This window comes from Pseudomonas sp. LF020, assembly GCF_053456425.1.
Genome location: NZ_JBRFIX010000002.1, coordinates 717,730 through 736,560 on the forward strand (window position 1 = coordinate 717,730; position 18,831 = coordinate 736,560).

Annotated in this window: 16 protein-coding genes; 6 read left to right on the plus strand and 10 right to left on the minus strand. The window is 61.6% G+C overall.

Annotated features, from left to right (window positions below; all coding sequences use genetic code 11):
- Window positions 1-71: 71 nt before the first annotated feature.
- Both ACU680_RS07140 and ACU680_RS07145 read left to right on the plus strand, forming a co-directional pair.
- Complete coding sequence (locus ACU680_RS07140; RefSeq protein WP_007969166.1) at window positions 72-1,661, plus strand: arylsulfatase; 1,590 nt, start codon at window positions 72-74, stop codon at window positions 1,659-1,661.
- Window positions 1,662-1,870: 209 nt separating this feature from the next.
- A complete protein-coding gene (locus tag ACU680_RS07145) occupies window positions 1,871-4,375 on the plus strand; it encodes a spermidine synthase (RefSeq protein WP_448179071.1) in 2,505 nt (834 codons plus the stop codon).
- 108 nt (window positions 4,376-4,483) lie between these two features.
- Here the strand turns inward: ACU680_RS07145 and ACU680_RS07150 are convergent, their stop codons facing one another.
- On the minus strand, window positions 4,484-5,158 hold the full coding sequence (locus ACU680_RS07150; protein WP_367084658.1) for a DUF3313 domain-containing protein: 675 nt from the start codon (window positions 5,156-5,158) through the stop codon (window positions 4,484-4,486).
- 215 nt (window positions 5,159-5,373) lie between these two features.
- Here ACU680_RS07150 and ACU680_RS07155 point away from each other — a divergent pair, with 215 nt between their 5' ends.
- Window positions 5,374-7,734: a tetratricopeptide repeat protein gene (locus ACU680_RS07155; RefSeq protein ID WP_448179072.1), complete on the plus strand. Its 2,361-nt coding sequence runs from the start codon at window positions 5,374-5,376 to the stop codon at window positions 7,732-7,734.
- A gap of 153 nt (window positions 7,735-7,887) precedes the next feature.
- On the opposite strand, the gene ACU680_RS07160 is transcribed toward ACU680_RS07155, so the two are convergent.
- The 3 genes from ACU680_RS07160 to ACU680_RS07170 all read right to left on the minus strand — a co-directional run bounded on the left by ACU680_RS07160 (window position 7,888) and on the right by ACU680_RS07170 (window position 11,296).
- Window positions 7,888-8,862 (minus strand): hypothetical protein, encoded by a 975-nt coding sequence (locus tag ACU680_RS07160; RefSeq protein WP_448179073.1) that lies wholly within the window; start codon window positions 8,860-8,862, stop codon window positions 7,888-7,890.
- A gap of 284 nt (window positions 8,863-9,146) precedes the next feature.
- Window positions 9,147-9,626, minus strand: a complete 480-nt coding sequence (locus tag ACU680_RS07165) for a DUF934 domain-containing protein (protein WP_367084661.1) — start codon at window positions 9,624-9,626, stop codon at window positions 9,147-9,149.
- On the minus strand, window positions 9,623-11,296 hold the full coding sequence (locus ACU680_RS07170; RefSeq protein ID WP_448179074.1) for a nitrite/sulfite reductase: 1,674 nt from the start codon (window positions 11,294-11,296) through the stop codon (window positions 9,623-9,625). Before ACU680_RS07170 ends, ACU680_RS07165 begins: the two co-directional genes overlap by 4 nt.
- 345 nt (window positions 11,297-11,641) lie before the next feature.
- Here ACU680_RS07170 and ccoN point away from each other — a divergent pair, with 345 nt between their 5' ends.
- Both ccoN and ACU680_RS07180 read left to right on the plus strand, forming a co-directional pair.
- Window positions 11,642-13,069 carry a cytochrome-c oxidase, cbb3-type subunit I gene (gene ccoN / locus ACU680_RS07175; protein ID WP_448179075.1) on the plus strand — a complete coding sequence of 476 codons (1,428 nt, stop codon included), beginning with the start codon at window positions 11,642-11,644 and terminating at the stop codon, window positions 13,067-13,069.
- An 18-nt stretch (window positions 13,070-13,087) separates the two neighbouring features.
- Window positions 13,088-13,306, plus strand: coding sequence for a cbb3-type cytochrome c oxidase subunit 3 (locus ACU680_RS07180; protein WP_367084663.1), 219 nt, complete (start codon window positions 13,088-13,090; stop codon window positions 13,304-13,306).
- Between the two features lie 107 nt (window positions 13,307-13,413).
- Here the strand turns inward: ACU680_RS07180 and ACU680_RS07185 are convergent, their stop codons facing one another.
- Entirely contained in the window at window positions 13,414-13,905 is a 492-nt protein-coding gene (locus tag ACU680_RS07185) for a hypothetical protein (protein WP_329697857.1), read from the minus strand.
- Between the two features lie 206 nt (window positions 13,906-14,111).
- On the opposite strand from ACU680_RS07185, the gene ACU680_RS07190 reads away from it, so the two are divergent.
- Window positions 14,112-14,804 (plus strand): aspartate/glutamate racemase family protein, encoded by a 693-nt coding sequence (locus ACU680_RS07190; RefSeq protein ID WP_448179076.1) that lies wholly within the window; start codon window positions 14,112-14,114, stop codon window positions 14,802-14,804.
- A gap of 113 nt (window positions 14,805-14,917) precedes the next feature.
- Here the strand turns inward: ACU680_RS07190 and ACU680_RS07195 are convergent, their stop codons facing one another.
- The 5 genes from ACU680_RS07195 to ACU680_RS07215 form a co-directional block, all read right to left on the minus strand.
- Window positions 14,918-15,427 (minus strand): GNAT family N-acetyltransferase, encoded by a 510-nt coding sequence (locus ACU680_RS07195; RefSeq protein WP_448179077.1) that lies wholly within the window; start codon window positions 15,425-15,427, stop codon window positions 14,918-14,920.
- A 183-nt stretch (window positions 15,428-15,610) separates the two neighbouring features.
- Window positions 15,611-16,591 carry a LysR family transcriptional regulator gene (locus tag ACU680_RS07200; protein ID WP_367084667.1) on the minus strand — a complete coding sequence of 327 codons (981 nt, stop codon included), beginning with the start codon at window positions 16,589-16,591 and terminating at the stop codon, window positions 15,611-15,613.
- Between the two features lie 166 nt (window positions 16,592-16,757).
- A complete protein-coding gene (locus ACU680_RS07205) occupies window positions 16,758-17,705 on the minus strand; it encodes a peptidylprolyl isomerase (protein ID WP_448179078.1) in 948 nt (315 codons plus the stop codon).
- Window positions 17,702-18,172, minus strand: a complete 471-nt coding sequence (locus tag ACU680_RS07210; RefSeq protein ID WP_115987509.1) for a YbjN domain-containing protein — start codon at window positions 18,170-18,172, stop codon at window positions 17,702-17,704. Before ACU680_RS07210 ends, ACU680_RS07205 begins: the two co-directional genes overlap by 4 nt.
- Before the next feature lie 17 nt (window positions 18,173-18,189).
- Window positions 18,190-18,819, minus strand: coding sequence for a DNA repair protein (locus ACU680_RS07215; protein ID WP_448179079.1), 630 nt, complete (start codon window positions 18,817-18,819; stop codon window positions 18,190-18,192).
- Between the last annotated feature and the right edge of the window lie 12 nt (window positions 18,820-18,831).

Genomic DNA, 18,831 nt, shown 5'->3' on the forward strand with positions numbered 1-18,831 from the left:
GAAAAAGCGTGATGCAGGACTGCAAGAAACGTAAGTCGCAACAACGACCCCCGCGATAAGGAGCAAGTCAGATGACTCGCATACGCAAGTGGCTACCGAAACTCGCCCTGGTGGCAACCTCGGTGATGGCGCTGTCGGCAACTGCCACAGCGGCTGAGAAACCTAACATTCTCGTCATCTTTGGTGATGACATCGGCCAGACCAATATCAGCGCCTATTCCATGGGCGTGGTCGGCTACAAGACCCCGAACATCGACCGGATTGCCAAAGAAGGCATGATGTTCACCGACTACTACGCGGAAAACAGCTGCACCGCCGGTCGATCCTCGTTCATCACCGGCCAGACGCCACTGCGTACCGGCCTGTCGAAAGTCGGCATTCCGGGTGCACCGGTCGGCCTGCAGAAACGTGACATCACCATCGCCCAGGCGCTCAAGGGCCTGGGTTATGCCACCGGGCAATTCGGCAAGAACCACCTCGGTGACCGCGACGAATACCTGCCGACCAATCATGGTTTCGACGAGTTCTTCGGCAACCTCTACCACCTCAACGCCGAGGAAGAGCCGGAACGTCCGTACTGGCCGAAAGACGACGCCGCCTTCGTCAAGGCCAACTCGCCACGCGGGGTGATCCACAGCTTCGCCGACGGCAAGATCGAAGACACCGGTGCGCTGACCACCAAGCGCATGGAAACCATCGACGACGAAACCACCGCCGCCGCACAGGCGTTCATCGAGAAACAGGCCAAGGCCGACAAGCCGTTCTTCGTCTGGATGAACACCACACGCATGCACGTGTTCACCCACGTACGTGATTCGATGAAGGGCCAGAGCGGCATGCCCGGCAACGAATACGCCGACGGCATGCTCGAGCACGACGCCGACGTCGGCAAACTGCTGAAAACCATCGACGACCTGAAAATTGCCGATAACACGATCATCGTCTACACCACCGACAACGGCCCGAACCAGTTCTCCTGGCCGGACGCGGCAACCACGCCGTTCCGCAACGAGAAGAACTCCAACTGGGAAGGTGCGTATCGCGTACCGGCGATGATTCGCTGGCCGGGCAAGATCAAGCCGGGTGAGGTCTCCAACGAGCTGTTCTCGGGCATGGACTGGTTCCCGACCCTGCTCGCGGCGGCTGGCGAAACCGACGTGAAAGACAAGCTGCTCAAGGGCTGGGCACCGACGTCCGGCGGCACCAGCTTCAAGGTGCATCTGGACGGCTACAACCAGTTGCCCTACCTGACCGGCCAGCAGCCCAAGGGCGAGCGCAAGGAGTTCTACTACTTCAACGACGACGGCGTGCTGGTTTCGATGCGTTTCGACAACTGGAAAGTGGTGTTCTGCGAACAGCGTCAGCCTGGCGGTTTCCGGGTCTGGAGCGAACCGTTCGTGTGCCTGCGCGTACCGAAGATCCTCAACCTGAGGATGGACCCGTATGAGCGAGCGGACGTGGTGTCTGACCAGTTCTATGACTGGAACACCAAAAACGTTTATCTGGCCGGTGTCGCGGTGACCAAGTCGGCAGAGTTCCTGCAGACCTTCATCGAATACCCGCCAAGCCAGAAACCGGCGAGCTTCAGCATCGACCAGATTCGTGCGGCGGTTGACGCCAAGATCGCGGAAAAAATGAAAGCGGCTCCGGCTGCACAGTAACACCGTTGAACTGCCGCCCGCCCTCATCGGCGGGCGGCCCTGTTTCCACCTGAGACCGCGCCGGCCCCAATCGCTGGCAAGCCAGCTCCCACAGGTATTTCTGTCGACCACAACATGAGTGTTCACTGAAAATCCCTGTGGGAGCTGGCTTGCCAGCGATGAGGCCCGCACCGTCACGAATATTGTGTGATTTGAACAAGGTCCCCCGCATGTCCTCACGTATCGCCAGCAAGCCGTCGGCCATACCCACCACCCAAGCCGTCACCCCGGCGCTGCTGATCCCCGCCCTGCTGCTGTGCATCTCCGGCGCCGCTGCGCTGGTGTATCAGGTGCTGTGGATCAAGCAGTTGTCGCTGGTGGTCGGCGTCGAGGTCTATGCCATCACCACCGGCATCAGCGCGTTTTTTGCCGGTCTGGCCATTGGCGGTTGGCTGTTCGGGCGCTGGGCTGATCGCTTGCAGCAACCGGTGCTGCTCTACGCCGGGCTGGAAGTACTGGTGGCGATTCTTGGTGTTGGCGCGACGGTTGCGATGAGCCTGGCGGCCAGCCCGTTTGCCTGGCTGCAAGATCATATCGGTCTCCTGGCCTGGCTGTTGCCATTCGCGTTGGTGGGCATTCCGGCGGTATTGATGGGCGGCACGCTGCCGGTATTGGTGCGCTCGCTAGCGGCTGATCCGGGCAGGGCCGGCGGTCAGCTGTATGCGGCCAACACCCTCGGCGCGATTTTCGGCACCCTGCTCGCCGCGTTCGTGCTGATCGCCACCCTCGGTGTGCGTGGCAGCGCGCTGTTTGCCGCAATGCTCAACCTGCTGGCTGCGGCCGCTGCGCTGTGGTTGCAGCGTCAGCGTCCGATGCCGATTGCGGCCACGGTCAAACATCACACCGAGAAAGCTGCGGACCATACCGCACTGTGGCTGTACTCCATCGCCGGCGGCGTGGCGCTGGGTTATGAAGTGGTCTGGTCGCAGTCGATCGTGCAGTTCATGAGCACCCGCACCTATGCGTTCGCCGTGGTGCTCGCGACGTACCTGACCGGGCTGTTCATCGGCAGCGCCCTGCTCGCCCGTCGCGTCGAGCGCATTCGCGATCCGTGGGGGGTGTTCGGTCTGTTGATTGCCGGTGCCGGGCTGATCGCCTTGCTGGAAATCGCCCTGCTGGGGCGCTGGCTGGTGTTGGCGCAAAGTCAGGCCGAGAGCTGGCTGCTGGCAATGGGCGTCAACGAGCTGGCTGGCATGAGCGCACGTTTTGCAGTGGCGGCGCTGAGCATCGTGTTCGTGCCGACGCTGTTGCTCGGCGCGGCGTTTCCACTGGCGCTGCGCTTGAGTGTGGGGCGTGAGCGCGTCGGTCGCGATGTCGGTGCCGTGGTCGCGTTCAATACGCTGGGCGGGATTGTCGGGGTGATGCTCTGCGGTTTTCTGCTGATCCCGCTGCTGGGTCTGGTGCGCACGCTGAGTTTACTGGCGATCATCGCCGCCGGCATCGGCTATGTGGCCGTGCGCAAGGGCCACCACGTCAGGAAAGGCCGGCGTCAGGCGGTGGTCGCGCTGGGGCTGGTGTCGATCGCGTTCGCTGTACTGACGCCGGTGGACAAACTTGCCAGTCTGCTGCCCGGTGCGCGCAACGGCACGCTGGCGTTCTACGAAGAAGGCCGTGGCGGCACTGTGGCGGTGGTTGCTCAGGGCCGTGGTGAGAACAGCTTCCACCGCTTGTACATTCAAGGCGTGTCCAACACCGGCGATGCCATGCCGTCGCTGCGCTACATGCGTATCCAGGCGCTGCTGCCGTTGCTGATCCACAACGGCACGCCGCGCTCGACGCTGGTGATCGGCTTCGGCACCGGGATCACCGCCGGCGCCCTGCTGCGCTATCCGGGGCTTGAACATCGGGTGGTGGCCGAGTTGCTGCCGTCGGTGGTCAAGGCTGCGCCGCTGTTCAAGGGCAACTTCAACGCCGCCAGCAATCCCGGCATTGACTTGCGCTTGCGCGATGGCCGTCAGGAACTGCTGCGCAGCCCGCAGACCTACGACCTGATCACCCTTGAGCCACCACCGCCGTCGGCAGCCGGGGTGGTCAATCTGTACTCCCGCGACTTCTATCAACTGGCGGCCAGTCGTCTTGAACAACAAGGGATCGTCGCGCAATGGCTACCGTTGCCGACCCAGAACATCGACGACTCGCGCTCACTGGTGCGCAGCTTCCTCGACGTGTTCCCGCATGCCTCGCTGTGGACCAGCGAGTTCCACGAGATGCTGCTGGTCGGTTCGCTGCAGCCGATGGAGCTGGACGCGGCGAAAATCACCGAGCGCTTCCAGCAGGCCAGCGTGCGCAGCACTCTGCAGGATGTCGGGATTGGCTCGGCGGCGGCGCTGCTCGCCACCTGGGTCACCGACCGCGCAGGCCTTGAGCGCTTTGCGGCAAATGCCCCGGCGGTGACTGACGATCAGCCCCGAATCGAGTACGCGCCGTGGGTGCGCAGCAAGGAAATCACCCGGGTGCTGCCGGCGCTGCTGGATCTGTATGTGCCGCCGCCACTGGTGAATGCCGATACCGGACTTACTGAGCGAATGGAAACGCACCGCCAACGTCTGATGCAGTTCTACCGCGCCAGCCTGCATGCGTATAACGGTGATCGGGATGCGTGGGGGCGGGATATGCGTGAAGTGATGCGTTGGGAAGGCGGGAATCCTTACTTCCGCTGGTTTACCGGGCAGTAATGCTGCCCCCTGTAGGAGCTGCCGCAGGCTGCGATCTTTTGACTTTGATTTTGTAAAAACAAGATCAAAAGATCGCAGCCTGCGGCAGCTCCTACAGGGGCCCCCGGGTTATTTGCCGGCCTTGAGCTTCACATACATCTGATGCATGTCATTGGCCCAGCCATCGATCACCGGTTTGACGTCGTTGGCGGTCATCGCCTGGGTGTCGTTTTCCAGCGGTTTGCCGGTGCCTTTGCGCACCACTTGTGCCACGACCTTGTTGGTCGCGCCATCGAGGAACACCGCTTCGGTGGCCAGGGTGGTTTCCTGATCGCGGATACCGCTGGCGGTGCTGACCGCTGCCGCGACCAGAGCGACCGGGATCACTTCATACGCGTGCAGGCCTTCGGTCTTGCTGCTGACGGCGGTGATCGCCGCCCGCACCACGATCACGCCCGGGCCTGGACCGCTGGCCAACGGCATGTCTTTGCTGATTTCACGCTTGAGGGCCTGATCGTAGTAGGAAGTGATGCCGTTGAGGGTCTGTTGGGAAATCTTTGCGGTCGGTTGCGGCTTGGGATAGAGCTGGGTCGGTTCGATGTAGGCGCTGGTGAATTTGCTGACATCCACCTTCGGATCGATCCAGCGCATCACCTCGGCACCGGAGGGCGATTTGGCCTCCTTGAGCTGGCTGTAGTCCTTGAGAAAGCCGGAATACTCATCGGGAGCGACGGTTTTGCTGGAGCAGCCCACCACGCCGAGGGTGGCGATGCAGAGGGTGCCCATCATTACTGCTAGCTTCATGCTGTAACTCCTGTCAGAAGGCCTGAATGTATTGCGTATGGGGGAGTTACAGGTATAGCTAAAACCCCGCCGATTGCGCTGCAAAACCGGAAAATTCACACAACTTCGGGGGCTGCTTCACAACCGACGTTTGACAGATGACGGGCATCCGGCAAAGCTGCACCGAGCTTGAACGCACGCCAGCAGGCAAATGCACCTGGACCACGGAAGTCGTAATGCCCAAGCATAAGAATAAAGTCGCACAGCCTGATCCTGATTCGTCCCGACCGCCCGTTTCACGTTATCTGTTTCCCGTCACCATCGGCGTATTGCTGGCCGCTGTGGCGGGTATTGGCTGGTTTCTGTTCAGCCCCGCGCCCGCACCCTCCAAAGCCCCGCCGATCAATGTGGCCGCCCCCGTGGTCGCCAAGCCACAACCGGTGGCACAGAAGCCCGCGACCATGGTCGACGAGCAACAATGCCAGGGCTGCCATACCGAGCAGGTCAAGGACTGGCAAGGCTCGCACCACCAATTGGCGATGCAGGCCGCGAACGGCGAAACCATGCTCGGCGACTTCAACAACGTCACCTTCAAGGCCGAAAACGAGACCACCCGCTTCTCGCGCAAGGGCGACGAGTTCTGGGTCAACACCCCAGGCATCGACGGCAAGAACGCCGACTTCAAGGTCGCCTACACCTTCGGCATCGCGCCCCTGCAGCAATACCTGATCGACGTCGGCGAAGGCCGTTTGCAGGCGCTCGGTGTGGCGTGGGATACCGAGAAACACCGCTGGTTTCACCTCTACCCCGGCCAGGGGGTGAACTTCAAGAATCCGTTGCACTGGAGCAAGCCCAGTCAGAACGCCAACTTCATGTGCGTCGAGTGCCACACCACCGGCTTCAAGCGCAATTTCGACGCGACCAGCAACACGTTCAACAGTCAATGGAACAGCCTCGGCGTCGGCTGTCAGGCCTGCCACGGTCCGGCATCCAATCACCTGCAATGGACGCAGACAAAAGACGACCTGATCCACAAGGGTTTTGCGGTCGACCTCAAGGACAAGAACGCCAGCGTCGAAATCGAAACCTGTGCCCGCTGCCATGCGCGCCGTGCGCCACTGGGCGATGGCTACACCGTCGGTAAACGGCTGATGGACGACTACCTGCCAAGCACCCTCACCCGTGAACTGTATGCGCTGGACGGCAAGATCAAGGATGAAGTGTTCGAACACGGCTCGTTCCTGCAAAGCAAGATGTTCGACAAGGGCGTGCGCTGCAGCAACTGCCACAATCCGCACAGCACCGAACTCAAGGCGCCGGGCAACGCGGTGTGTCTGCAATGCCACAACACGGCGGGCAAGACCTCGGTCGAAGGTGTCGATGGCAAGGGCCTGCAGGCGAAAAACTACGACTCCAGCGAACACACCCGCCACACCATGGGCCAGCCCGGCTCGCAGTGCGTGGATTGCCACATGCCGGGCAAGTTCTACATGGGCAACGACTGGCGGCATGACCACAGTTTCAGCATCCCCAACCCGGAGCGTGCGCAAAAACTCGGCACCCCGGATGCCTGTCTGAGCTGCCATCAGGGCAAGGCCGGCGACAAGGTCACTGCACAGTTCAAGTTGTGGAGTGCCTCCGCCACCGCCCCGCAGGCGCCGCGCTATGACGAAAGCCTGTGGCTGATCCGCAACGGTCAACCGGGCGCTGCCAACGCCTTGTATGAGCAGCTGCAACGCAGCGATCTGCCGGCGATCCGGCGCGCGACCTTGCTGGCCGAACTGCCGTTGTACCCCAGCGATCAGGCCTTGAAACTGGCGACGCTCGACCTGAAAAACCGGGAGCCGCAGGTGCGTGAAAGTGCGGTGCGCGCCATCAGTGCCTTCCTGCCGCCAGCGGAGCGCGCGGCGTTGCTGACGCCAATGCTCAACGATCCGGTGAAAGCCGTGCGCATAGTCGCCGCGCGGGATCTGCTCAATGTTGCGCGCAACAACGGCTTAGGCGCCGCGCAAACCAATTGGGACGCGGCGATTGCCGAGTACGAAGCGGTGCAGAACAGTCTCGCGGAACGGGCCGAGGCCAATCTGAATCTGGCGATGTTGTATCAGGCCAGTGGCCGCGCCTCCGAGGTCGAAGGGTTGCTGCGCACGGCACTCAAGCGCGATCCGGATTTCTACCCGGCACTGGTGACGCTGGTGCAATGGCTGGAGGCCAATGGCCGAGGTCAGGAAGCTCAGACGCTGCTGGACGACAGCCTCAAGGCGCACCCGGAGGCTGCGTTGTTGCAGCACACCCGTGGCCTGTCATTGATCCGCGCCGGCAAGACGGCAGAAGCCATGATCGCCCTGCACAAAGCCGCGCAACTGGAGCCGCAGAACGCGCAGTACGGTTATGTGCTGGCGGTGGCGCTGCACGACAGTGGCAAGGTGACTGAAGCGTGTGATGAGCTGGAGCGTTTGCTCAAGGTCCAACCGGCGAACCGCAATGCGCGGCTGTCGTTGATCCAGTACTACCTGGAAAACGGCCAGGAACCGAAAGCGCAGGTGCTGTTGCAGGGCTGGAAGAAGATGAACATGGGCGATCCGGCGCTGAAATAACCCTGAATACCTGTGGCGAGGGAGCTTGCTCCCGCTGGGTGGCGCAGCCACCCCAAAAACAGACATTGCGATTTATCTGGCTGACTCATCATGTCTGTTGGGGAGTGCTGCGCACTCCAGCGGGAGCAAGCTCCCTCGCCACAAAATCTGCGCTTACCAGGACGACGTCGCCCCGCTCTTCAAAGCCATCTCGCGGCGGCTGTTGGCGCGCATCGCCTTGATCAGCGATACCGAGCCCACCAGCAGAATCGCCGCGCCGAACAGGAAGTCGATGTTGTACAGCTGGAAATCCTGCACCGGCCCGACCAGCAGTACCCGCACTACGGCAATGGTCACCAGCGTGGCGAGGAAGTCGATCCCCGGTTCGTCGCGGTAGAACACATGCAGCAATGGCAGGCACAACACCAGCAGCAACAACAGCACCACGACCTTGAACGAGCCTTTGCGCTCGACGCTGAACGCGCATTCGTGCGGGCCGTAGGCCTTGTAGTCTTCGTCGCGGATCATCGAGTTTTTCTCGTTGATGTACTCAACGCGGTTGTACTTCTGGATCGGCGTGAAGGTGTTGGACATGTCCATCAGCGTGGTGATGTTCTTGAAGCGCAGGTCGACGCGCTCGCTGCCCTTGAGGTAGTACAGCACCGGTTTGTAGCCGTAACGATAGGTGTCGAAGGGGAACTCGGTGACCTGGCCCTGCACGCCAATCGGCCGAGGCTCAAGCTCGGCGTAGGCACTTTTGGTCGGCGAGGCGAGGTTGCGGCTCAGCGGCTGAACCTTGACCTGTTCGAGGAAGATCGGCGTCACGCCATACGACCACTGCAACGGTTCCAGGCGCAGACGCAGTTCGTTGCGACCCAGGTCATAGCGGTTGAAGGTGCGTTCGGAGACCACCAGCGAGCCACTGAGCATGAACTCGCCGCGCAGGTTGTTGGTGACGCGCAAGGTCAGTTGATCCTTGCCCAACAGCGCCGCTTCGGTGGACGGCGGCGCGCCGCACCACGCGGTGCTTTCACCGGCGCCGCCCAACTGGCCGTCGCGGTTTTCCTTGAACACATAAAAGTAACTGGCCCACAGCGTCAGCATCAAAAGCAACGCGGTGAGGCCCAAAATCTTTTTGCCCGCACTCACTACCCAGACTCCCTTCTTCGTTCCATCGTCCAGCCGAAAACCCGCTGGCGACGGCGACTCTACCAAAAGGCCAGCATCGACCCAAGGAAAAATCCGGGAATGCTGCGGAATGTAAGGGTTTCCCTTGCATGTCACCGCAAAACACCTGTGGCGAGGGAGCTTGCTCCCGCCGGGTGGCGAAGCCGCCCCAAACCAGACAACGCGACTTATCTGTCGGATCGCATCATGCCTGTTTGGGAGTGCTGCGCACTCCAGCGGGAGCAAGCTCCCTCGCCACAGACTCTTCAGCGTCTACGGAACAAGGGGCGTGGTTCTATCACCGAGCGCCCGTACAACACGCTCATCCCCGCCAAGCCCTTGAGCGCATCTTCAGCCGATTTGTCCTCGCGCACCGCAAAGCTGTCGAACCCGCACTGACGCATGTGGCTGAGCTGATCACGCAGCACATCGCCAATCGCCCGCAACTCGCCGGCCCAGCCAAACCGGCTGCGTAGCAGGTACGCCTGGCTGTAGGCGCGGCCGTCGCGCAAGCTCGGGAAGTCCAGGGCAATCAGCGGCAGCGAGGCCAGCCACGGCACCACGCTTTCAACTTCATCGTCCGGCCCCAGCCACACCGCGTGGGTCGAGGGCGATTGCAGCCAGTGCGCCAATGGCAGGATCAACAATCCTTGCGGCCTGCCCTGCTCCGGCTCGCGGATCAGCGTCCACGGATCGTCTTCGATCAGCCGCGCAACACCCTGCTCCAAGCGCAGCAGATTATTCATGCCGATACCTCCAGCGCTTTCGGGTAGACCCGCTCCTTGAACGGCTCCAGGCCAATGCGCGCCACGGTGTCGACAAACAGCTCCTCGCTTTCGCGGTAACGCACGAAAGTGCCAATGATCCGCTCGATCACCTGTGGCACCTCAGCCGCGCTGAAGGACGGGCCGATGACTTTGCCCAGTGCGCTGTTTTTGCCCTGCGCGCCGCCAAGGGTGATCTGATACCACTCGCTGCCGTTCTTATCGACGCCGAGAATGCCGATATTGCCGATGTGGTGATGGCCGCAGGCGTTCATGCAACCGGAGATGTTCAGGCTGATGTCACCCAGGTCGTGCAGGTAATCGAGGTTGTCGAAACGCGCCTGAATCGCCTGGGCAATCGGGATCGACTTGGCGTTGGCCAGCGCGCAGAAATCGCCGCCCGGGCAGGCGATGATGTCGGTCAGCAGGCCGACGTTGGCGCTGCCCAGATTGCGCTCGCAGGCCAGTCGCCAGAGTTCATACAGGTCAGACTTTTGCACGTCGGGCAGGACGATGTTCTGCTCGTGGGCAATGCGAATCTCGCCGAAACCGAAGCGCTCCGCCCAGTCGGCCACCGCCAGCATCTGCTGGCCGGTGACATCACCCGGCGGTGCACTCAGCCCCGGTTTGGTCGACAGCACCACGCTGGTGTAGCCCGGTTTCTTGTGCGGCTGCACGTTGCGCGCGACCCAACGGGCGAACGCCGGGCTTTCGGCCAGGCGCGTGCCGAAGTCCGGATCGGTGTCGGCCAGGGTGTGATAGATCGGCGGCACGAATGCTCTGGCGACCCGCTCGTATTCAGCCTCGGTCAGTTGCGCCGGGCCGTTCTTGAGGTGTTGCCATTCTTCTTCGACCTCCTTGGCGAACGCCTCGATGCCCAGCGCCTTGACCAGAATCTTGATCCGCGCCTTGTACTTGTTGTCGCGCCGGCCGTGACGGTTGTAGACCCGCAGGATCGCCTCGACATAGGACAGCAGATGCTGCCACGGCAAGCCTTCGCGAATCTGCAGACCGAGGATCGGCGTGCGCCCCAACCCGCCGCCGACCATCACCCGCAACAGCATCTGCCCGCCGCGCCCGGGGTAAAGATACAGGCCGATGTCATGCATCATGATCGCCGCACGATCCTGCTTCGCCGAGCAGATGGCGATCTTGAACTTGCGTGGCAAGAAGAGGAATTCCGGGTTGATCGTCGACCATTGCCGCAGGATCTCGGCCAACGGGCGCGGGTCGATCATTTCGTCCGCCGCGACCCCGGCGAAGGCTTCGGTGGTGATGTTGCGTACGCAGTTGCCGGAGGTCTGGATCGCGTGCATGTCGACCTGCGCCAGGCGCTCAAGGATGTCCGGCACCTGGGCCAGTTCGATCCAGTTGAATTGCAGGTTCTGCCGGGTGGTGAAGTGGCCGTAGCCGCGATCGTAATCGGCGGCGATGCTCGCCAGCGTGCGCATCTGCCCGGCACTCAGGGTGCCGTAGGGAATCGCCACCCGCAGCATGTACGCGTGCTTCTGCATATACAGACCGTTTTGCAGGCGCAGCGGCAGGAACTCTTCTTCGCTCAACTCGCCAGCCATGAAGCGCTCGACCTGATCGCGAAACTGCGCAACGCGCTCGAACACCAGTGCGCGGTCGTAATCGTCGTATTGGTACATGTGCCTGCCCCACCTCATCAATTAATTCTGTGGGAGCGAGCTTGCTCGCGAATGCGGTGTGTCAGCCAACAATGCAGTTGCCTGACACACCGCATTCGCGAGCAAGCTCGCTCCCACAGTTTTCGTAAAGGCACTATGGACGAGCAGCGCAGCACGCAACAGATTCACCTGAAACGATAAAAACCGTATCAGGGCGCGGCAGAACGCCGCAGGCAGTACTCTAATCTGATCCGTACAAATCAAAGATTCCTGAGCCTGTTTTGTTTCCGGCGCTGTTCCTACAGTGCAGCTCGTGCCAGACCTAGGGTGGCCTGGCAAGACTTTGCAACCGTGGATGAACTGACCATGAGCACAGCAACAATCGGACAGGCTTATAACTACAAGGTCGTCCGCCAATTCGTTATCGCGACGGTTTTCTGGGGTGTCGTGGGCATGGCGATGGGGGTCTGGATCGCTTCGCAACTGGTGTGGCCGGACATGAATCTGGACTTGCCGTGGACCACCTTCGGCCGCTTGCGGCCATTGCACACCAGTCTGGTGATTTTCGGTTTCGCCGGCAGCGCGCAATTCGCCGCCAGTTACTACGCGGTGCAGCGCACCTGCCAGGTGCGGCTGTATTCGGACAAGCTCGCGTCCTTCACCTTCTGGGGCTGGCAATCGGTGATCGTGAGCATGCTGATCACCCTGCCGATGGGCTACACCACCACCAAGGAATACGCCGAAATCGAATTCTCCGGCGCGGTATGGATGGCGGTGGTCTGGGTCGCGTACGCCATCGTGTTTTTCACTACGGTGGTGCAGCGCAAGACCAAACACATCTACGTCGGCAACTGGTTCTTCGGCGCGTTCATTCTGGTGATCGCCATGCTGCACGTGGTCAATCACCTGTCGATCCCGGTGGACTGGTTCAAGTCCTATCCGGTGTATTCAGGGGCCACCGATGCCATGGTGCAGTGGTGGTACGGGCATAACGCGGTGGGTTTCTTCCTGACCACCGGCTTCCTCGGGATGATGTATTACTTCGTGCCGAAGCAGGTCAACCGCCCGGTGTATTCGTACCGGTTGTCGATCGTGCATTTCTGGGCGCTGATCACCCTGTACATCTGGGCCGGCCCGCATCACCTGCACTACACCGCGCTGCCGGACTGGGCGCAGTCGCTGGGCATGGCAATGTCGCTGATCCTGCTGGCGCCGAGCTGGGGCGGGATGATCAACGGCATGATGACCTTGTCCGGCGCCTGGCATAAGTTGCGCACCGACCCGATTCTGCGCTTCCTGGTGCTGTCGCTGGCGTTCTACGGCATGTCGACGTTCGAAGGCCCGATGATGGCGATCAAAACCGTCAACGCCCTCTCCCACTACACCGACTGGACCATCGGCCATGTTCACGCCGGGGCCTTGGGCTGGGTGGCGATGATCACCTTCGGCGCGACGTATCACATGGTGCCGAAAGTCTTTGGCCGCGAGCAAATGTACAGCACGCCGCTGATCAACCTGCACTTCTGGCTGGCGACCATCGGCACCGTGTTGTACATCGCCTCGATGTGGGTCAACGGCATCACGCAGGGCCTTATGTGGCGCGCGATCAACGAGGACGGCACGCTGACCTACTCCTTCGTCGAAGCACTGCAGGCCAGTCATCCAGGGTTCATCGTGCGTTTTGCCGGCGGAGTGTTCTTCCTCAGCGGCATGCTGCTGATGGCCTACAACGTCTGGCGCACGGTGCGGGTCGCCGACGTGGCGCTGGCCCGCAGCCAGGCGCAGATCGCCTGAGGCAGGGAGCCGAAGAGGATGGAGATTTTCTTGAACGTGTTGGGGGTGGTGTTTCTGTGGCTGGCGGTGGAGTACTGCCTGCGCCATCAGACGACTGAAAGCCTCGATGACGCGAGCATGGTGCCGTTTGCCGATGATCCGGAGGTGGCACGGCGGGTGGAACTGGCGACGGGTAAACCCGTGAAAGCGGTGGCGCCGGAAGAGGCGAAACCGGGCTGGATCAACCTCGATATGTAACACACCGCGCCCCTTGTAGGAGCTGCCGCAGGCTGCGATCTTTTGATCTTGTTTTTAGAAAATCAAAGTCAAAAGATCGCAGCCTGCGGCAGCTCCTACATGGCAGGTCAGGTGCGATCGCGGGGAATCAGGCTCTGCAACTGCTGTGCGAGAAAGTCCGCATCAAACACGAACGTGTCCGGATCCTTCAAGCCATTGGTCTTGCGCCATTGCCACTCACCGCTCGGCAATCCCACCAGCGAAATGCTGCCATAGCGCGCCGCCGTCAGGCCCATCACCGCCAGGGAAATCTGCCCGGCGCTGCCCATCACGTCCGGCACGAATTCCACCGGTTTGCCAGCGATCACGATGCTCAGTTTCTCGGTCTTGAAGGTCGAGGTTTCCACCGGCGTGCTTGGCCCGAACGCGACGTAAGCCTCGCGGCTCACCTCCAGCAGGTTCGGTGCCTGCACCGGCTCCAGCCATTGCTGGATCTGGCCGAACAGCTCGCTGATCCGTGCAGCCCAGGTCTGCGACTGGGTTTCGAACAGTTGCTTCTTGTGCGCTTCACTCTCGGCATAGTGACGAAGCATTTCGCCCAGTTGTTGTACGTCGTTCATCGGTACGTTCCTCGGGGGAGAGCCTGCGATAGTCGATAGTGACAGATCGAGGCGCCGGCGTACGTTAAACCTCGAAAACCGGCACCGGGACACTTGGCAACAGGATCAACGGTACAGTTGCTTTGTACTGGCATCCGACGTTGAACCGATGGACACTCGGCCGGAGCCCGACTTTTCCAATACGGGCCATCGTTCGAGGAATTTCAATGCGCACCATCGGCCTGATCGGCGGAATGAGCTGGGAATCCAGCGCTGAATATTATCGTCTCATCAATCAACAGGTCCGCGACCGCCTCGGCCCGCTGCGCTCGGCGCAAATCCTGATGTTCAGCGTCGACTTCGGCCCGGTCGAGCAGGCCCAGCACGCCGGGCGTTGGGATGATGCGGCGGCGATTCTGGTGGATGCCGCACGCAGGCTGCAGGCCGGCGGCGCCGATTGCGTGGTGCTGTGTACCAACACCATGCACAAGGTCGCAGAGCAGATTCAAACGGCGATCAGCATTCCGTTCCTGCACATTGCCGAACCGGCGGCGCAGGCAGCATTGGCGATTGATGCACGTACAGTCGGCCTGCTCGGCACGGCGTTCACCATGGAGCAGGATTTTCTCAAGCAGCGGCTGATTGCGCAGGGTTTGACGGTACTGGTGCCGGACGCCGCCGAGCGCAAGGACGTGCACCAGATCATCTACGACGAATTGTGCGTCGGGGTGATCAGTGACGAATCGCGCAAAATCTATCGACAGGTGATCGAATCACTGACCGCGCGCGGTGCCCAGGCGATCATCCTCGGCTGCACGGAAATCGGTCTGCTGGTCAAACCCGAACACAGCGCCCTGCCCCTGCTCGACACCACCGAACTGCATGCGCGGGCGGCGGTGGCGTTTGCTTTGGGCGACTGACTCCCACAGAACCTGTGGGAGCGTGGCTTGCCCGCGAAGAACGATGACGCGTAATACCTGAAAACCGCGGTGAATTCGTCGAAGGCAAGCCACGATCCCGGAGGATTTTTGGCTTATCGACGACGCAGACGGGCCATGCTCAGGGTGTCGACCCATTGCCCGTCGCGCACCGCGTAGTCACGGAACAGGCCTTCGTTCTCGAAACCGAACTTGCGGTACAGACCGATGGCCGCCTCGTTGTCGGCGTACACCGAGAGTTCGACCCGGTGCAGGTTCATCCAGTTGTCGGCCACTTCCAGCGCCGCCGCCAGCAGTTTCGACCCGACTCCCTTGCCCTGCCACGCCACGGCGACCGCCATGCCGACACTGCCGGCGTGGGCGCGGCGGATCCGTGAATAGTTTTCCAGCCCGAGATGGCCGACCACCGTGCCCTGATGCAGCGCCACCAGTTTGATCATCCGCTCGTTCTCCGCCAGCAACCGCTGGCGCCAGATCTCAGTGGACTGAAACGGCATCTGCAGCACCTGGCGAGTCACGGCCGGATCGTTGTACAGCGCGGTGACGGCCTCGATATGGGATTCGTTGAAGCGTTCGAGGGTGATGGCGGGGTTGTGGTCGGGCATGGCGGATCCTTCCTGGATCGATGTGTGGCCTGACACTCTAAACTGCTTGTTCAAACACGTACAAACTGTAGGAGCTGCCGCAGGCTCGGGCCGCGATCGGACGATCTTTTGATCTTGCTTCTAAAAATCAAAGTCAAAAGATCGCAGCCTGCGGCAGCTCCTACAGGGGATGGCGTACGCAGGTCAGGTCTGGAACCATTCCTGGCGTTCGTTGAAGGTGTGGTGGATGAGTTCGACCAGCGTGCGGACTTCTTCTATCGCCTGGGATTCAACGTTGACCGCCAGCCATGCCTGCAACTGCATCGGCTCGTCAAACAGCCCCGGCAGCGCAATCAGCCCGCGATCGAAGCGGCTCATGTACGCCGGCAGCAAACCGATACAGGCGCTGCAGCGGATCATTTCCAGCATCAGCTCATAGGACTGCATCTGCACCACGCCGGCCAGACGCTGTTCGACCAGGTGATTCCACGGCCGGAAGCTGTCGATGTGCCGGTCATGCTGCCATTGCACCAGCATGAAATCGCTAAGGTCGTCGGCACTCGCCGGGCGCGCGGTGACGCGGGAATAGCGTTTGGCGATGTGCGGCAGGTAATCCAGACGCGCCAGCGCCTGCGGCTGGCTGGTGGCGAAGGTCGGGCCGGGGCTCGGGGTGTCGCCATGGGCCAGCCACAGCACCACGTCGGCACTGACGGCGCGCAATGAAAGTTCACTGTCCAGCGCAATGATCTCCAGACGCACGCTGGCATTGCGCCGCAGCAGTGCGATCAGGTCGCGGCCGAGGATGTCATGCAGAATCGACTCGGCAACCGCCAGGCGAATCAACGGCTGCTCGACCACCGGCAGTTTTCGCTCGTGAGCCAGCGCGACCAGTTGCGCCTGCAACTGCTGCCCTTCACGGGTGAGGCTCAGGGCACTGCCCTGAAAGCTGAACAGCGAATGCTGCAGCTCCTGCTCAAGCTGCGCCAGTTGTTTGCGCAACAAGGTCGAACGCACGTTGAGGCTGCGCGCCGCCTGCATGAAACAGCCGCAACGGGCACTGACCAGAAAGTATTGCGCGACGTCGGCATCGATGGTCGCGGCTTGCGCCAGCCACGGCTCGCGCTCGCCCTGTGCCCAGCGGTAATCGGGGCTACCCTGTCGTCCTGCAGGTTCGGTGAATGACATCGATGACTCCCTGTCGATCTTTGTTGGTGATGGCTTCCAGCGCGGTATGAAACTTCTGAACCTGTGAAGATCCTGTGGGAGCTGGCTTGCCAGCGATAGGGCACTCACATCCAGCCCCTGTGTTGTCTGACACTCCGCCATCGCTGGCAAGCCAGCTCCCACAGGGTTATTGGTTGGTTTCGAGGACCTTGTTCAGCTCGGCCCCATCAATACTCAGCGTTGCGGTATTGAGCATCCCGTCCAGATACGCCTGGGCAATCTGCTCCTGGCGTTGCGCACGCAAGGCCTGGGTCAGTTGATCGCGCAGCTCGTCGAGGGTTGCGGTACGCGCCGGTTGCTGTTCAGTGAGTTTGATCACATGGAAGCCAGCCGCGCTTTGCAGCGGATCGGAGACCGCGCCGACCTTCAACTTCGCCACCGCACCCCGCACCTCCGGCACCAGTTGCTGCAGTGGTTGCAGCCCGGTGTCGCCGCCGCGTTCGGCGGTCAGACGATCCTGCGAATACTGAGTCGCCAGTGCGGCAAAATCCGCCGGCGTGCTCTGGGCTTTCTTGCTCAGCTCGGTCGCCTGTTTGCGCACGCTTTCCAGGCTTTGCGCATCCGGCACCGCGAGGAAAATCTGGCTCACCCGATACAACGCCGGAGTCTGCCAGTTGGCCTTGCCAGCGTCGTACGCCTGTTGCAGCTCGGCCGCACTCGGGTAGTCCGCCGGCACGCTGCTGACCGAACGCAGGTAATCGCGAAACACGATTTGTTCGCTGGCCGCGCGGGTTTGCCGCACCACGTCCGGGCGCTGCGCCCAGCCCTGAGCATCGGCCTGCTCCAGCACGGCTTTCTCCGCCAGCCGCGCACGAATCCAGCGTTCCAGCGCTTCACGGTTGCCGCGCAGTTGTTCGGCGCTTGCCGGTGGCAATGTCGCCAGCAGCGCCTGCAACTCCTGCGGCGTCACCTGCTGATTGCCCAAGCGCGCCACTGCCGGCCCCGCAGCAACCGCCGCCAACGGCGACGATTGCTGGGCGGCAACCGGGTCAACGCCCGGTCGCAGCACCAGCGCCACGGCTACCACCAACAGCGCCACTGCCCCGGCGCCGATCACCATGGCAGGTTTTTTCACAGCGCGACTTCCTCTTGCTCAGCGGTAGCGACTTTGGCCGTCGAGGCTTGCGCGGCCTGGCTGAAATCACGCAGGTAGACGATGAACTCCTGCAACAGGCGATCCCACAACTCCAGATTGCCGCGCAGGTGATCGTTGCTCACACCGGCCGCCAGCACCACGTCCATTTCCATCACCAGAAACTCGCCCTGCAACGACAACCGCGCAAAACGCCGGGTGGCGTTCCACTGTTCGGCCACACCCTGTGGTAACTCGCCTTGCACCCGCAGCGCACAGCTGAAAGTGAAATCGACGTAGCTGCCCTGCTCCACCGCCGGGTTGCCGAAACGCACGGCGTAACCGATGCCCTGACTGGCGCTGAGCAACTGGACGATGCCGTTCTGTTCGGTCTGGTTGACGCGATAACCCGCGGCTTGCAGGACGTCGGTCAGGGATTGTGGGGACACATGGCTGATCAATTGAGTCATTACTTCTTCCTTGTTTATCAGTGCGAGAGCGCAGCTTGCGGCGCGTCGAATTGAGTCTTGTAAAGCTCGTCACCAAACCCCTGGGCCAGTTCATCGAACTTGACCCGGGCGCTGCCCGCGAAGGGCTGGCGGATCTTCATCACCTCGGCGACATCGATGTTTTCGTAGGCCGTGAGGATCTGCTTGGCGACGCCGTACATCTGCTGATTCTTGACTGAACATTGCTGCACTTGTGTGTCACGTTCAGCCAATTGCGCTTGAAGCTTAGACCGTTCTGCCTCTTTGGCACGGGCCATGACCAGCAACTCGTCGTAGGCCTTCTTGAACTTGCCGACCTGTTCGCTGCTGGCGGCGACTTGCGCCTGCGCCTGGTTGTGCAGGTTCTGCTGCTGGCCGGCCAACTGCTCGGCCAGGCCTTTGGCCTTGGCCAGTTCGGCGGTCAATTGCCTGATCTGCGCCTGAGCTGCCTTGGTTTCGTTCTGCGCCGCCAGTTGCGCGGCGCTGGCCTGGGCCTGCTGGCTTTGCAGGGCCTGCAATTGCTGAGTAGTGCTGCGCAACTGGGTACGCAGACGCTCTTCCATGCCTTCGGCGTACGCGCCTTGTGCGATGAAGAAAATCAGCCCCAACAGAAAAACTCGTGCGTGCATGACCGTACTCCC

What these genes read in the sequence shown, in the direction of transcription:
- ACU680_RS07155 (WP_448179072.1), top strand. Translation starts at nt 5,374, where the DNA reads ATGCCCAAGCATAAGAATAAAGTCGCACAGCCTGATCCTGATTCGTCC.
- ACU680_RS07215 (WP_448179079.1), bottom strand. Translation starts at nt 18,819, where the DNA reads ATGCACGCACGAGTTTTTCTGTTGGGGCTGATTTTCTTCATCGCACAA.
- ccoN (WP_448179075.1), top strand. Translation starts at nt 11,642, where the DNA reads ATGAGCACAGCAACAATCGGACAGGCTTATAACTACAAGGTCGTCCGC.
- ACU680_RS07145 (WP_448179071.1), top strand. Translation starts at nt 1,871, where the DNA reads ATGTCCTCACGTATCGCCAGCAAGCCGTCGGCCATACCCACCACCCAA.
- ACU680_RS07185 (WP_329697857.1), bottom strand. Translation starts at nt 13,905, where the DNA reads ATGAACGACGTACAACAACTGGGCGAAATGCTTCGTCACTATGCCGAG.
- ACU680_RS07170 (WP_448179074.1), bottom strand. Translation starts at nt 11,296, where the DNA reads ATGTACCAATACGACGATTACGACCGCGCACTGGTGTTCGAGCGCGTT.
- ACU680_RS07140 (WP_007969166.1), top strand. Translation starts at nt 72, where the DNA reads ATGACTCGCATACGCAAGTGGCTACCGAAACTCGCCCTGGTGGCAACC.
- ACU680_RS07210 (WP_115987509.1), bottom strand. Translation starts at nt 18,172, where the DNA reads ATGACTCAATTGATCAGCCATGTGTCCCCACAATCCCTGACCGACGTC.
- ACU680_RS07165 (WP_367084661.1), bottom strand. Translation starts at nt 9,626, where the DNA reads ATGAATAATCTGCTGCGCTTGGAGCAGGGTGTTGCGCGGCTGATCGAA.
- ACU680_RS07150 (WP_367084658.1), bottom strand. Translation starts at nt 5,158, where the DNA reads ATGAAGCTAGCAGTAATGATGGGCACCCTCTGCATCGCCACCCTCGGC.
- ACU680_RS07200 (WP_367084667.1), bottom strand. Translation starts at nt 16,591, where the DNA reads ATGTCATTCACCGAACCTGCAGGACGACAGGGTAGCCCCGATTACCGC.
- ACU680_RS07195 (WP_448179077.1), bottom strand. Translation starts at nt 15,427, where the DNA reads ATGCCCGACCACAACCCCGCCATCACCCTCGAACGCTTCAACGAATCC.
- ACU680_RS07190 (WP_448179076.1), top strand. Translation starts at nt 14,112, where the DNA reads ATGCGCACCATCGGCCTGATCGGCGGAATGAGCTGGGAATCCAGCGCT.
- ACU680_RS07180 (WP_367084663.1), top strand. Translation starts at nt 13,088, where the DNA reads ATGGAGATTTTCTTGAACGTGTTGGGGGTGGTGTTTCTGTGGCTGGCG.